Below are 14465 nucleotides of genomic sequence, written 5' to 3' on the forward strand. Positions count from 1 at the left end.
CTCGCGTCGGACGAACGACCCTCGCCCCCGAACTTCGTGACGGCGAGACGGCTGTTGCTCTCCGATTAGACCGTGGCGCGATACTGCACCGGCATCACTTGAATGGGTGAGGGGTGCGCGCGAGCTGAAACTAGGTCGTCTGGCTCACTTGCTCACGGTTCAGGGCGTTGGCGAGTTGGACACGCGACTGGATGCCGAGCTTGCTGAAGACCATCCGCAGGTGCGTACCCACCGTGTTGATCGACACCCCGAGTTCGAGGGCCGCAGACCGGTTGGAGTGCCCCGCCGCGATCAGCAGCGCGACCCGCCGTTCCGCACCGGTCAACGCGACCCAGCCGATCTCGGGTCGGGTACTCGTACGCGCCCACTTGGTACGTCGGGCACCTGCCTGGCGCATCGCGTGCTGCACGTCGTCGCGGTAGACCTGCGCGTCCATCCGGTGGTAGTCGTCCCAGGCCCGGTCGAGCAGTTCGAGCGCCTCGTCGCGGCGGCCTTCGGCCATCAGCGCGCGTCCGTAGCAGTGCGCGCCGGAAGCGCGCAGGACGGGGCGGGGGCTGCGCGCAAGGATCCGCACGCTTTCGGAGAGCATCGCCAGGTCGGCTTTCTCCCGCCCGCGCAGGTTCAGCGCCACTCCCTCGAAGCTCGCCACTCCTGGGTTGCGTGACGCGGCGAGCTCGGCGATGTCGACGACGGTCCTGGTGAAGCCTTCGTCCGCCCCCGCGGTGCCGATCTCGAAGAAGATGCCCATCCAGCATGGCCACAGCGGCCAGTAGTTGCACGAGGTGGCGGCTTCTGAGGCCACCGGCCCGAGTACCTGGAGCGCCGTGGCGATGTCGCCCTGGTCGGCTGCGAGCCAGCCGCGCATGACGGTCAGGCCGGGGAGACGGACACCGTCGTCGGCGTCGACGAGCCGGTCGGCCTGCGCCAGATGCGCCGCGGCGGTCCGCGTCTCGCCGCGCAGCAGCGCCACGGCGATGAGGACGATCAATGCGTCGAGCGCGTAGACGCCGTTCCCCAATTGCTGGCCGAGCTCCAGCAGGGTCCGCGCCGCGGCCTCAGCGTCGTCACTGTGTCCGAGGTTGAAGTCCTGCCACATCTGGGCGCGGTGAAGCGCCGGAGGGATCGACCGGGAGATGTCGCTGCAGTCCGATCTCACCTCGTCCAGCAGTAGTTGCGCGTGATCGTAGCGGTCGAGGAACTGGAGCGAGGTGATCTCCTCGGCGAGCTGGTACGGGCCGGCGAGGGCCCGCAGCTCCCGGAAGCTCCGCAGGGCGTCCTGGTGGCGGCCTTCGTTGCGGGCGGCTTCCCCGACGGCCTGCAGGGCCAGCGCCTGCGCATCCTTGTCTCCGCTGACTCTTGCGAAGTCAAGGGCGCCTGCGGCCTCGCGCGCACCGCTGTCGCCGGCTGTCAACCTGGTGTTGGCCAAGGCACGTGCGGCCGTGAGGCGGGCGCCCACTGCGGGGGTGAGGGCGTCCACTGCCAGCATCGGTGTGATGCGCGCCAGAAGCTCTCCCGGCTTGCCGCCGAGCCAGAGCGCGCGTGCGGCCTCGGTCTCGATGACGCCGACCAGGTTGGCGTCATCCACGTGCGCGAGAATCGCATTCGCGACAGTCATCGCCTCGGCGGCGCGTTGGGTTCGGCAGAGCACGGACAGGCTGCGTCGGCCCACATCGAACCATTCGGTCTGTTCCGGACGCATGGTGCGGAAGGCGAGCGCGGCCAGGTCGCCTGCGTCGTGCGGACTGGCCGCGGTCAGCTGCTCGGCGGCCGCGATCAGGATCAGTGCACTGGCCACGTCGCCGCGGGTCGCCGCGGCGCGGGCGTGAGGCGCTGCCAGCAGGGCTTGCCCGGCATCCAGGTGATGTCGCGCGAACCGTCCGTGCAGGGTACGGACCGTCTGGTCGGGCAGGGTCCCGCTGACGGCCTCCCGCACCAGATCGTGGCGTGTCGTCACGCGCTGGTCGTGGATGGTGATCAACCCGGATTCGAGCGCGACCGCGAGCGCGCCGTCGCGTCCTGCGCCGACAAGTTCCGGCACCATGCGCAGGGCCTCCCGGACGGTCACGGCGCGTCCGCAGACCGCCACCACCTCGACGAGGGCGCGCGCCGTATCGGGCAGTTCGGAGAGTCTGCGGGCGATGGCCGCGCCGAACTCCTCCGGCACGGTGTCGGGTTCGCCTCGCGCGGCCGCCCGTGCGAGGTTGTCCAGCACGTCGATGGCCAGCAGTGGATTGCCCGCCGAGGCGTCGAGGAACCCGCGCGTGCGCTCGTCCGGCGGGTGCCCGAGGCGGTCCTGCGCGATGGCCGCCAACTCGGAGGCCGGTAACGGAGCGAGCCGGATGTGTTCGAGGCACGTGTGAACCGACCCGAGGACAGCGGCGTCGTCGTCGCGCGTGGCCAGCAGCCACACCAGGGGCAGCCCGAGCAGACGGGTGAGCAAGGTGCGGATGACGAACGTGCTGACCCGGTCGGCCCACTGCATGTCGTCTATGGCGATCAGGACGGGGCCCTGGCCCGAGGCGTGCTCGAGGGCGGCGGCGATGCGTTCGACCAGTAACAGTGGCTCGTGGAGGGCTTCGACGATCCCGGCGTACTGCTCCTCGGTGACCAGCGGTTCGCGGCCGGCCCGCAGCGCGGTGATCACTGGTGCGCCGGGACTGATCTGCTCGATGGGGTCGCAGGTGCCCAGAGCGGGCCGGACCTGTATCCGTCCGGCCTGACTGCACACCTCCGCGAGCAGGGCGCTCTTGCCGATGCCCGCTGGTCCGCTGACCAGCACCACGCCCCCGGAGCCGTGACGCCTTGCGGCGCGGACCACGGAAAGGGCCCGCTCCATCGGCTCGCTACGGCCTCGCAACGGTTGGGGTTGCATCCCCATCACTCCTCGCTCCCACGACGGCCGGTCCTTCGACCAGGCTTGGAATCTAACCCCACCGAGATCATCTTTTGGTGGGGTTCGTCGTTCGCCGGACGCTGAGAGGCTGGGCGGAGCCTGTCGACGTGATCAAGGCAGGTAGGTCGTTGCGCGGGCGTCCTCGATGCAGTTCGGCTCGGTGGGGAGAGTGCCCCGGTCCGTGATGTCGGACCGGGGCACTCGTCGCGAGCGTCAGCTGGTCGCCTTGGCGGCGTCCACGATGAGATCGGCGACGATCCTGGGGTGACTGAGCATCACGACGTGGGACGAGCGCGGCACTTCGACGACCTTGCGCGCGTTCGCACGGCTGTACATCCAGCGCTCGCACGCCGGCGGGATCGCCTTGTCCCGGCCGGCGACCAGACCCCACGACGGGATCGTCTTCCAGGCCGCGGCCGTGGTCGGGAAGGTGAAGGAATCGGCGTCGAACGGCCGCTGCGTGGCCTGCAGGACCTGGAAGTCAGCGGTGGAGATGTCGGCGGCGAACGCCGCCTGGCCGTCCTTGCTCAGGTACAGATCGATTCCGGTCGTGCCGTCGGCCTTCGTGTACGGGACCGGCACGCTCACCGGCTCGACCTCGCTGCCGGGGAACTTGGTGATGAGTTCCCCCTGCGTCTCGCCCACGTCGGGCACGAACGCCGCGATGTAGACCAACGCCTTGACGTTGGTCTTTCCGGCAGCGGCGTTCGTGATGACCGTTCCACCCATGGAGTGCGCGACCAGCACGACCGGTCCGCTGATGGAGTCCAGCAGACTCGCGATGTACGGGGCGTCGGTCGGAATACCCCGCAGCGGATTCGACCCGCAGACCGTGGTGTAGCCCTTGTCCTGCAACTCCTGGATGGTGGCGTTCCAGCAGGACGAATCGGCGTAGCCGCCATGTACCAACACGATCGTGGGCTTCACCTTCGACTTCTCCTCACCGGTACCGGTCGGGGCCGTCGCCGCGCCGGCCGTTCCTTCTGAGCCGGCTATCAGCGCCGCCGATCCGGCCAGCGCCGCTCCGGCGGCCAGTACCTGACGGCGGGAAACCTCGGTACTCATGGGACTCCTCACGCATTGGGGTTGGGGGAATGGGTCTGACAGAGAGCTCACCGCTGAGCTGCTACGCGAGGGCGGCGGGCGCGACCTGAACGGGTGGCCGTCAGGAGTTCGGTCCGGTCGGCGGGCTCAGCCGCGCACGGCCGACTTTGATCGGTGTGGCATGCCATGGACCCTATGAAGAGCGCTTTTGCGGCGGCATCCGTCATATGACCTAGATTCCGGGGCCGGCGGCCCGGCAGTCGCCTTCAGCTCTTGACGACCGTCGTCCCCGGTGCGGGTGCGTCCCTCTCGCTGACCCCGCAGGAACGTCCATAAGGCCGACTCGGCAAAACGCTCTCAGGTGAGCGGGCGCCGAACCAACCGATCCAGTCACCCGCGAAGTACGTGACTAGCGGTCGGGGCCCAGGTCGAAGACCCCGTACGCGAAACCCTCGGCGGTGATCGTGGAGCCGTTCACCGTGACCCCGTCGGCCTCCAGGGGCACCCCGGTGCGGGCACCGTCGTAGGCACAACTCGCCTCCTGTTCCCGTGGGTTGATGACCACGAGGTACCGTCCGCCGCGCAGGTACGCGAGCGGATGGCCGGCGTGCAGCACCTCCACCGAGCCCCGGGAGCCGAGCTGCGGGGTGTGGGTGCGCAGGGTGACGAGGCGGCGTACGAGGTGGAGGAGCGAGGTCTCGTCGGCGCGCTGGGCGGCGACGGTCGGGCGGGTGGGCGACGGGTCGACGGGGAGGTAGAGGCGGTCCGGCGCGGCGGTGGAGAAACCGGCGTTCGGGCCCTCGTCCCATTGCATCGGTGTGCGGGAGCCCGCGCGGTTGTAGCGGGGGCCGAGGACGCTGCCCTCCTGGCCGGGCAGGCCGGGAAGGAAGCGCATGCCGATCTCGTCGCCGTAGTAGATCGCCGGGAGCGTAGGCCAGGTGAGCTGGAACGCGAAGGCGGCGGGCAGTTGCTCGGGTGTGCGCGGGCCGCAGTTGAGGCGGGAGAAGTCGTGGTTGGCGGTGGGCAGGGAGATGAAACCGCTCGCGCCGAGCGCGGTGGACGCCTTCTCCCAGGCTTCGAGGAAGGGGCGCGGCGAACCTCGGCCGCTCCGGTCGAAGAAGCAGTCGAGCGGGTCCCAGCTCTCGTTGACCGTCCCCTCGCCGTTGCTCCACAGCGAGCGCAGCGCGAGGCCGTCGGTGGGGCCGCCGAACTGGAGGAAGAAGTCCGCGTGGAAGCCCGCGGGGACGGACACCTCCGGCTCGCCCCACTCCGAGAGCAGCACCGCGTCCGGATGCGCGCCGTCCAGCCAGTGGCGCAACTCGGCCCAGACCTTGGTGGTTTCCGTCTTGTCCGGATCGTCCTTGACGAGCGAGGCGGCCATGTCGACACGGAAGCCGGACAGGCCGAGCCCCAGCCAGTGGTCCATGATCGTGCGCAGCGCCGCCCGGTTGGCGCGCGGCCCCTCGGCGTCGACCGGGAGGCGCCAGGGCTCGGCCGGATGCGCCCGTGCGTAGCCGAAGTTGAGGGCGGGCTGGAAGGCGAAGAAGTTCGGCAGGTACGCGCCCGGGCGGCTGCCGGGGGAGGGGACGAAGCCGTCGGGACGGCCCTCGGCCGCCCAGATGTACCGGTCGTCGGTCGGATCGTGCGCGGCGGCCTTGAACCACGGGTGCTCGTCGGAGGTGTGCCCTGCCACGAGATCCAGCAGGACCCGGATGCCGCGTCGGCCGGCCTCGTCGACCAGCTTGGCCAGGTCGTCGAGGGAGCCGTAACGCGGCGCGACGGCCAGGTAGTCGCTGACGTCGTACCCGGCGTCGCGGAACGGTGAGACGAAGCACGGGTTCAGCCACACGGTGTTCACGCCCAGCCACGCGAGGTGGTCGAGGCGCTCGGCGATCCCGTTGAAGTCGCCGATGCCGTCGCCGTTCGAGTCGGCGAAGGACTGCGGATAGATCTGGTAGAAGACGGCGTCGGCCAGCCAGGCGGGGGCGGGACGGAACGAAGTCATGAACGGGACCCTAGACCGGCGCCCGGGGCGCGCGCTGCCCCTAAGCTGAGGGCGATGTTCACCCCGCAAGGTCCCACCCTCCGCGAACTGGCCGCGCAGGCCCTGTCCTCCGTCGAGCACGGTTATGACCTGCTCGCACCCAAGTTCGACCACACGCCGTTCCGGACTCCGGACGCGATCCTCGACGCAGTGGCCCGTGCACTGCGTCCCATCGGCCCGTTCGACCACGGTCTCGACCTGTGCTGCGGCACGGGCGCGGGCATGGAGGTGCTGAGCGGACTGTGCCGGGGTTCGGTCACCGGGGTCGACATCAGCGCGGGGATGCTGGCCGTGGGGCGGGAGCGGACGGGTACGGGGGGACTGAAGGGTACGGAAGCGGACGCGCCGGGGGTCGCGCTCCCCGGCGGCCGAACGCGCCCGCGACCCGGCGCGCGAGCGGGGGCGAGCCCCGGATCGTACGAGGGCGCGGACCGGGGGAGGTCGCCGCGCCTCGCGTGGGTACGGGGTGACGCGCGTGCCCTGCCCTTCGGCCCCGTCTTCGACCTCGTCGTCAGCTTCGGCGCGTTCGGGCACTTCCTGCCGCGCGAGCTGCCGGGTCTGTTCGCCCAGGTCCACTCCGTACTGCGACCGGGCGGGCGCTTCGCGTTCCCCGTCACGGCCCCGCCGCGCCCGAGTTCACCCTGGTACTGGGCCCTGTTGGGCTTCGACACGGCGATGCGGGTGCGCAACGCCGTCTGGCGGCCACCGTTCGTCATGTACTACCGGGCGTTCCGGCTCGGCGACGTACAGCGGGAGCTGAGGCGGGCGGGGTTCGAGGTGGAGCTTCTGGCGCTGCCCGAGTTCGGCTGGCGGCGTGACGGCAGCCCGCGATGCCGGATGGTCGTGGCCACCCGAAGCGGCGGCGCCTCCGCCGCCGCTTCGGATGCCGCTGCCGGATCCGGCTGACCCGCGCTGTCCCGGGAGACGTCCTGGGAGATGTCCCGGGAGGTCAGGCGAAGCGGCGGACGAACTCCAGCGCGGTGTCGGCGACCTCCTGCCAGCCGTGGTCGATGGTCAGCGCGTGTCCACGGCCCGGGATCTCGGTGATCTCGGTGACGCCCGGATTGTGCTGCTGCTTCTTGTACGAGGCGTTCGTGATCGCCCACGGCACGGTGTGGTCCTTCTCGCCCGAGATGATCAGCAGCGGGCCGCGGTCGGGGTTCTCGGTGTCGACCTTGACCTCGGTCCACGGGTTGAAGTTCGCCGTGGCGGCCTGGAAGAGCGGGGCGCCCGGCGCGGGTACGGCGAACGTGTCGTACAGCTCCTTGGCCTCCTCCTCGCTCACCGCGTTGGCGAAGCCGTAGCGGAACTGGTCGAAGGTGAGCGGGACGGCCCGGTGCCGGTTGGCCGGGTTGCCCAGGACCGGCGCGGCGGAGCGCAGCGAGGAGATCGGCAGCGGCAGCACACCCCGGAACGGTGCCGGGTCGATCGCCACCGAGACGGCGGACCGGCCCCGGCCGGCGAGGATCTGGGTGAGCAGTCCACCGAAGGAGTGGCCGATGACCGCAGGCTTCTTCTCCAGGCCGCCGATCAGTGTCTCCAGATGGTCGGCGACCTGCCCGACCGTCTTGCCTGCGAGGACCTCCGGGTGGGCGTTGGCCTCCTCGACCGTGTCGGGGTCGTCGGGCCAGGACAGGGAGACCGGCGCGTAGCCCGCCTGCTCGAAGTGCGCGGTCCACCGGTCCCAGCTGCTCGGCAGCAGCCACAGGCCGTGGACGAAGACGACCGGGACGCGGCCCGTGGCGTTGGCCCGCTCGATCTGCTGTGCGTCGTTGGTGGTCATGTCTCGAACCTAGTCGCGTACGGCGCTCCTGGGATCTGTCACGTGACTGCGTCCTCGGACCGGTTTCACCCCGCCGCCGGCAGTGTGAACTCGTAGACCAGGGCGTCCTGTTGTGCCTCTACCACCAGTTCGGTGATCTCCAGGGGCCGGTCGTACTGGTCGTGCACGCGCCGGGTGACCCGCACGGACTGCGGGAGCCGTGTGATCGCGTCCCGGTGGTGCAGGGTCAGCCCGGCCTTGCGCATCCAGTCGTACGCCCGCCGCAGCTGCGCCGAGGCGGAGCCGTCCGCGCGGTCGCGGTAGCGGGCGAGTTCCTCGACCTCGGCCACGGCGACGGCGGAGAACGAGGTGAAGGCCGTACGCAGTCCGCTGCCGTCCGCCGCGGCCGACTCGTAGCGGTGGACGAGGGTCGGCCGGGCCGGCGCGAGCCCCAGTGCCTCGGCGTGCTCGGGCGGGGGAGCCTCCCAGGTGACGCTGGCGCGGTGGACGGCACACGGCTCGGCGGTGTGCGCGCCGACGGGGAAGTCGAGCGAGGGGATGTGTTCGGCGGTGGTGCCGGGCAGGGTGGCGTGGCTGCCGCGCCGGTCGGTGGAGACGAGACCGTCGTGCCGCAGCCGCTGCAGCGCCTGCCGCACCGTCTCGCGGCTGACGCCGAAGCGCGAGGCCAACTCCCTTTCTCCCGGCAGTCGTTCACCGGGCGGAACCGTCCCGTCGCGCAGTTCGCCGAGCAGCTGTGCGGCGATCCGCGCGTAGCGGGGCTCCTGGTCGGACGGGTGGGTGCTGGTGGGACTGGTGGTGCGGGCCATGTCCGCGCCTCCTGAGAGGTGACCGTGGTGAGCGTGCTGATCGTGGTGACAAGACGTAGCCGTGCGGGCTCTGTGCGCCACCAGATCTAGCATTGGTCTAAACCACGAGGGAAGAGCGGTCGGACGGTTCGGCCGGTTTCAGCCCGCACCCGCCGGGCGTCGCGGGCGCGCTCAGAGCGAGCTGTACAGGGCGTCCACGAGTGCCATCTTCCTTGGGTCGTCGGCGATGTGCGGGCCCATCCGGTTCATGACGTACCCCAGGGAGAGGCCCGACTCCGGGTCGGCGAGACCGCAGGAGCCGCCGAAGCCGTCGTGTCCGAAAGCCCTCGGGTTGGGACCGTAGGAGCCATTGGGTCCGCTCAGCCACAGCCCGAGGCCGGTTTCCGTCTCGTGCTCGAACCCGGCGCCGAGCACCAGGTCCCGGCAACTGCCCTGCCCCTCGCGCACCCGCTCCGCGGCCTCCGGGGAGAGCACCTGCCGGGAGCCGTACGCCCCGCGTCCGGCGAAGATCCCGTACAGCGCGGCGATCGCGCGGGCCGTGCCGTGGCCGTTGGCCGCGGGTATCTCGGCCGCCCGCCACTGGGCCGTGTTGGCCTCGGTGGCGCCGACCAGCGGATTGGCGAGGGCGGCCACCGCAGCGGGCGCCAACTGGGCGAAGATCGCCGCCTGTTCACTGCTCGACGCGACCGGCGGATGCACCAGCTCGGCCGCCCGCTCGGTCTCCTTCTCCGGCAGTCCGATGGTGAAGTCGATCCCGAGCGGCCCGGTCACCTCCCGCTCCAAGAACGCGCCCGGCCGCAGTCCGGAGACCCGCCGCACCACCTCTCCCACCAGATGGCCGAAGGTGAGCGCGTGGTACCCGGACCGGGTCCCCGGCTCCCACCACGGCTCCTGCGCCGCCAGCCGCTCCACGGTCAGCTCCCAGTCGCACAGCTGGGCCAGATCGTGCGGCTCGCGCAGCCCGGCCAGCCCCGCGCGGTGCGACAGCAGATGCCGTACGAGCACGGACTCCTTGCCCGCCGCCGCGAACTCCGGCCAGTACGCGGCCACCGGGGCGTCGAAGTCGAGCAGCCCGCGATCGGCCAGGATGTGCGCGCACAGCGAGGTCGGGCCCTTGGACGTGGACCAGACGTTGACCAGCGTCTCGCGCTCCCAGGGCCGGGTGCGCGCCGCGTCGGCCCAGCCGCCCCACAGGTCGACCACCGTCTCGCCGTCGAGCGTGACGGTCACGGCCGCGCCGAGCTCGTCGCGATCCCGGAAGTTCTCCTCGAACGCGGTGCGCACCGCCGCGAAGCGGGCGTCGCAGTGGCCGTGAACACGCGGCGCGGGCTGGGTCATGGGACCTCCGTCATCCATCGGGACTCCGGCCCCGAACGTACCGACTGGTCGGACTGGAGGGAAGTGGTGTGACGGCATCCGTCTTCCGTACGTGTCGTCGTCGCCCGTCGTCCTTCACCGCGGGATCTTCCGGATGTCACCCAACACCCCTACGCTGCACGTCGGTTGACCACCGAGACGCAGGAGGCAGGGGAGCATGTACAGACATGTGAGGGTGTTGGCGCGTACCGGGATCGCGGTGGCGACGGCGGGAGCCCTCGCCCTGACCACGGCCCCCGGCGCCACCGCCGCGGACCTCTCGTACTCCGCCAGCACCTCGGTCGGGGTCCACAACTCCTACGACAAGGCCAAGTACACGTACTTCGCCGACGCGCTGGACTCCGGCGCCGGAATGCTCGAACTCGACGTGTGGACCAATGTGTTCGGCGCCTCCTGGCGCGTCTCGCACAGCAACCCGATCGGCAACGACAACAACTGCGAGAACGCGGCGAACGCCTCCGAACTGCGCACCAAGTCCCGCAACCGCGACCTCGCCGGCTGCCTCTCCGACATCAAGGCCTGGCACGACGCGCACCCGGGCCACCGGCCGATCCAGCTGAAGATCGAGATGAAGGACGGCTTCGCGGCCAACGCCAGCCGTGGCCCCGCCCAGCTGGACGCCCTGCTCACCGCGAAGCTCGGCGACGCCCTGCTGCGCCCCGCCGACGTCGTCGGCTCCCACGGCGACCTCGACTCGGCGGTACGCGCCGACGGCTGGCCCGCCCGCTCGGCCCTCGCGGGCAAGTTCATGGTCGAGCTGATCCCCGGCACCGTCGAGGAAGGCAACCCCTTCGACTCGCTCTGGACCGACCGCGAGTACGCCACCTACCTCCGCGACCTCGCCGCGGCCGGGCGCCTGCGCGAGGCGGCCGCCTTCCCCGCCGTGCACAACGCGGCCACGGGCGACCCGCGCACCCGCTACACGGACCCGACCATCCGCCCGTGGTTCGTGATCTTCGACGGCGACGCGGCCACCTACGCGAACGGCACCATCGACACCGCCTGGTACGACGACCGCCACTACCTCGTCGTCATGACCGACGGCCAGAACGTGCCCCCGGCCATCGACGCCACCAACCCCACCCAGGCCCAGGCCCTGGACCGCGTCGCCCTCCTCGCCCGGCAGCACGCCAGCGTGGTCTCGGCGGACTGGTACCCCCTGCCCGCGGTCCTGGCGACGGTCGTACCGCGCGGAACGGCGGGCTGAGCACCGGCCGTCACCTCTCCACGGCCGCGTCAGAGGTGCGCGGGCAGCCAGGCAAGCTTGGCCGCTTCCTGGTAAGGGCCGCCGCCCTCGTGGTCGTTGAAGTCGTAGACCTCGATCTTCTTGTCCTCGTGGTCCCAGGCGTTGAAGGCCGCGAAGATCGTGGAGGGCGGGCAGGTCTGGTCCTCCAGCGCGACCGAGAAGAGGGCCGGCGCCCGCCCGCGCGCCGCGAAGTGCACCCCGTCGAAGTAGGACAGCGTGCGCAGGACGTCCTCGGTGCGGCCGCGGTGGGTCTTGAGGTAGTTGCCGATCTCCCGGTACGGGTGCCGGTCCGTCAGCGTCGTCGCACGCGGGAAGTCGCACAGGAACGGCACGTCGGGCGCGATCGCGGCCAGGTCGGGGACCAGACCGCCCACCGCGATCGTGATCCCGCCGCCCTGACTCCCGCCGACGGCCGCCACGCGCTCCGCGTCGACCAGCGGATGCGAGCGGGCCGCCTCCACCGCGCGCACACCGTCGGTGAACACCCGGCGGTAGTAGTAGTTCTCGGGAGCGTCGATGCCACGGGTCATGTAACCGGGGTAGGCGGGCGCGCTGCCCACCGGGTCCGGGGTCTCGCCGCCGCCCCAGGCGCTGCCCTGACCACGGGTGTCCATCACGAAGTGCGCGAAGCCCGCCGAGGCCCACAGCAGATGCGTGTGGGAGAGGCCGCGACCGCCGCCGTATCCGACGAACTCGACGACCGTGGGCAGGGCGGAGTTCGCCCAGGCGGGCAGCGTGAGCCAGCCCTTGACCGGGTGCCCGCCGAACCCGGCGAACGTCACGTCGTACACCTTGACGGTCTTGAGCACCGTCTCGACGGGTTCGAAGCGGGCGTCGAGGTCGTGCTCCCGCGTCTCTTGGAGGGTCTTGGCCCAGAAGGTGTCGAAGTCCTCGGGCTCGGCGGACGCGCTGCGGTATTCGCGAAGTTCGTCGAGGGGGAGGTCGAACTGTGCCATGAAGGACCACCTTTGACGTCACGGGTGCGGATGATCACACCGTACGTGTGAGGCCGGAGGGCCGCCAGACCTCCCTTCGGTCAGTCACCGGGGCCGAGGGCCAGGGCCACGGACCAACCGCAGTCACGTCGCCCGGCCCGGTCGTCCTCACTCTTGCGCGACCAGCGGTTGGCGTTCACGGCGACCTCCTTCGCGCCGGCCCCGACGCGGCGTCGGGCGGGCGAGCGTCACGCTAGGAAGCGACGTCCCGCCGTGCCACGTCACGCGTGCACAGTCGGGCCGCCGGACGCGCCACCGGGGCGGACGGGAGCCGTTCCGGTGCACAAGAGGGCGGGCGCACCCCGTCACCGGTGCACAGTCCGCCGCCGGTGAGGGGCGGGCTCAGGCGGCCGGCAGGGAGGGGCGGCCGGTGTCGGCGTGCAGGGCGAACGCCAGTGGGCGTACGCCGCTGAGCGCCTGCTCGTGCTCGTTCCCGTTGCCGTCGAGCGCCTCCGTTTCGTCCGGGCCCACCGGCAGGTCACGCTGGATCAGCGGCGCGGCGGCCCGCAGGTGACTGCGGACCGTCACCGGCGCCAGGTCCAGCGCGGCGGCCGTCCGCCCGGTGTGGGTGTCGTTCTCCAGCCAGACCCGGAGCGTGCGCAGCAGATCGCGGCGGTCGGCCCGCAGCGGCTCGAGGAACGAGTCGGCCCAGGCGCGGACCTCCGGAGCGGACACCATCGCGGTGAAGTCCGCCGCAGGGTCGGCCGAGTGCGCGTCATGACCGTACTTCACGACGACCTGGAGCGCCGTCGAGACCACCACCCGGTTCAGGATCTGGCCGCGGTCGAGACCGAGCAGACCGAAGCCCTTGCTGATGCGGTGCGTCACCGTGTTGCGGTGGATGCCGAGCAACCGGCCGACGGCCGTGTGCGGGAACTCGAGCCCCAACTCCAGTGTCCGTACGAGCTGTTCGCGCTGCCCGGCCGGCAGGGTGAGCACCGGGCGCAGCAGTGTGCCCGCCCACCGTCGGGCCGTGGCCGGCGGCAGGACGTCCATCAGATCGGCACGCTGTTCGGCGAGCGCGACCCGCCCGGCCGTCCGGCGCGCCGTCACGAGGGTGCCGGCCGCCTGTGTGTAGGCGTCCGCCACACTGCTCAGCGCGTACACCCGGCTGCCGCCCATGGAGTGCTCGGGCAGTGCGGCGACGACGGCCTCCAGCGTGTGCCACACACCGCCCGGAGCGTCCTCGTCCGTCTGGAGCGGATCGACCACGATCAGGTGATTGAACACCGGGCACCGCGCCAGCAGCGCGCGTCCGGCGAGCGCGTCCTCCGCCTGCCGGAGCGTCACCTCACGGTCCTCCCGTGCGCAGTCGATCACATGGACACGCACCGACTCGGTCGCCAACAGCCCCGGCGCGAGGCCGGCCAGCACGCGCTGGGCCGCCACCTCCTCACCCACCATGAGCAGTTGCAGGACGCTCAGCTGCACCTCGCGCCGGGTCTCCGCCAGTTGGTCCCGCAACCGAGTCCGGTCGATGAGACCCAGCGTCTTCGCCGCGTGCCCCAGCAACTCGGTGCGCACGTCGTCGAGCGGACGGCGGGGGGTCACCGCCAGCACCGCGCCGGAACCGGTGGCGCTCAGCGGGAGCGACTCCGTCCGCGTCCGGGGGAAGGCGGTGCGAGGGGGCTGCCGGGTGGGGACGTCGGGCGCCGCGGCCAGTACACCGCGCAGGGGATCACTGACCACCACTTCGGCGTCCACCGCGGCCGCCAGCCAGTCCGCGATCCGCTGCATCGCGTCCGTGTCCGCATCCGTGGCCGTGTGCGCGTCGGCGAGCCGGTCCGGAAGCCGGTTCAGCAGCGCGGTGAGCTGATCGGCGTGCCATTCGGCCTGCCGGTAGCGGTACTCGCGCAGCCGCGGGATCAGTTCGTGCCAGTCGTGCAACTCCTTCGTCGTGGTCAGCAGCGGTACGCCGAGGCGGACGGCCGAGCTGCGGATCACCACCGGAACGGACTGCGCGCCGTGCTGCCCGACCACCACGGCGAGTCCGGCAGCCCGCTGCCGCGACAACTCACGCAACAACGGCTCGACCCCCTCGTGCACCGACGTCCGCCCGGAAGTCCAGAAGTCACCGATCACCACCAGCGCGTCCCTCACATCACCCAGCGAGCCGCCCGCGGTCGCGGCCAGGGACAGGGCGCGTACGGAATCGACCGCGCGGTCGGCCATCGGACCCCCGTTGACGAACCGAAGACAGAAATCGGGCTCCTCGCACAGGTTGATCAGCGTGGGCATGGCGTCCTTCCCGTGTCGATGGCGCACCGGCCGCTGCCG

10 protein-coding genes are annotated in these 14465 nt (G+C 71.2%); 2 read left to right on the forward strand and 8 right to left on the reverse strand.

What is annotated here, in order from left to right; genetic code table 11:
* Positions 1–130: 130 nt before the first annotated feature.
* The 3 genes from ACZ7M3_RS02670 to ACZ7M3_RS02680 form a co-directional block, all read right to left on the reverse strand.
* Positions 131–2872 (reverse strand): helix-turn-helix transcriptional regulator, encoded by a 2742-nt coding sequence (locus ACZ7M3_RS02670; protein WP_472060099.1) that lies wholly within the window; start codon positions 2870–2872, stop codon positions 131–133.
* 234 nt (positions 2873–3106) lie between these two features.
* On the reverse strand, positions 3107–3958 hold the full coding sequence (locus ACZ7M3_RS02675; protein ID WP_472060101.1) for an alpha/beta hydrolase: 852 nt from the start codon (positions 3956–3958) through the stop codon (positions 3107–3109).
* A 388-nt stretch (positions 3959–4346) separates the two neighbouring features.
* On the reverse strand, positions 4347–5942 hold the full coding sequence (locus ACZ7M3_RS02680; protein ID WP_472060103.1) for an alpha-amylase family glycosyl hydrolase: 1596 nt from the start codon (positions 5940–5942) through the stop codon (positions 4347–4349).
* Between the two features lie 54 nt (positions 5943–5996).
* Between ACZ7M3_RS02680 and ACZ7M3_RS02685 the strand changes: the two genes are divergently transcribed.
* Complete coding sequence (locus ACZ7M3_RS02685; protein ID WP_472060105.1) at positions 5997–6887, forward strand: class I SAM-dependent methyltransferase; 891 nt, start codon at positions 5997–5999, stop codon at positions 6885–6887.
* Between the two features lie 43 nt (positions 6888–6930).
* Here ACZ7M3_RS02685 and ACZ7M3_RS02690 read toward each other — a convergent pair whose 3' ends face one another.
* From ACZ7M3_RS02690 to ACZ7M3_RS02700, 3 genes are all read right to left on the reverse strand, one after another.
* A complete protein-coding gene (locus ACZ7M3_RS02690) occupies positions 6931–7764 on the reverse strand; it encodes an alpha/beta hydrolase (RefSeq protein ID WP_097226678.1) in 834 nt (277 codons plus the stop codon).
* 65 nt (positions 7765–7829) lie between these two features.
* On the reverse strand, positions 7830–8570 hold the full coding sequence (locus tag ACZ7M3_RS02695) for a GntR family transcriptional regulator (RefSeq protein ID WP_472060107.1): 741 nt from the start codon (positions 8568–8570) through the stop codon (positions 7830–7832).
* Positions 8571–8741: 171 nt separating this feature from the next.
* On the reverse strand, positions 8742–9908 hold the full coding sequence (locus ACZ7M3_RS02700) for a serine hydrolase domain-containing protein (RefSeq protein WP_472060109.1): 1167 nt from the start codon (positions 9906–9908) through the stop codon (positions 8742–8744).
* A gap of 196 nt (positions 9909–10104) precedes the next feature.
* On the opposite strand from ACZ7M3_RS02700, the gene ACZ7M3_RS02705 reads away from it, so the two are divergent.
* Positions 10105–11154 carry a phosphatidylinositol-specific phospholipase C domain-containing protein gene (locus tag ACZ7M3_RS02705; RefSeq protein ID WP_067373350.1) on the forward strand — a complete coding sequence of 350 codons (1050 nt, stop codon included), beginning with the start codon at positions 10105–10107 and terminating at the stop codon, positions 11152–11154.
* A 29-nt stretch (positions 11155–11183) separates the two neighbouring features.
* Here the strand turns inward: ACZ7M3_RS02705 and ACZ7M3_RS02710 are convergent, their stop codons facing one another.
* Complete coding sequence (locus ACZ7M3_RS02710) at positions 11184–12149, reverse strand: acetylxylan esterase (RefSeq protein WP_355303574.1); 966 nt, start codon at positions 12147–12149, stop codon at positions 11184–11186.
* A gap of 381 nt (positions 12150–12530) precedes the next feature.
* Complete coding sequence (locus ACZ7M3_RS02715; RefSeq protein ID WP_472060111.1) at positions 12531–14426, reverse strand: helix-turn-helix domain-containing protein; 1896 nt, start codon at positions 14424–14426, stop codon at positions 12531–12533.
* Between the last annotated feature and the right edge of the window lie 39 nt (positions 14427–14465).

The organism is Streptomyces sp. NPDC111656, from assembly GCF_055656965.1.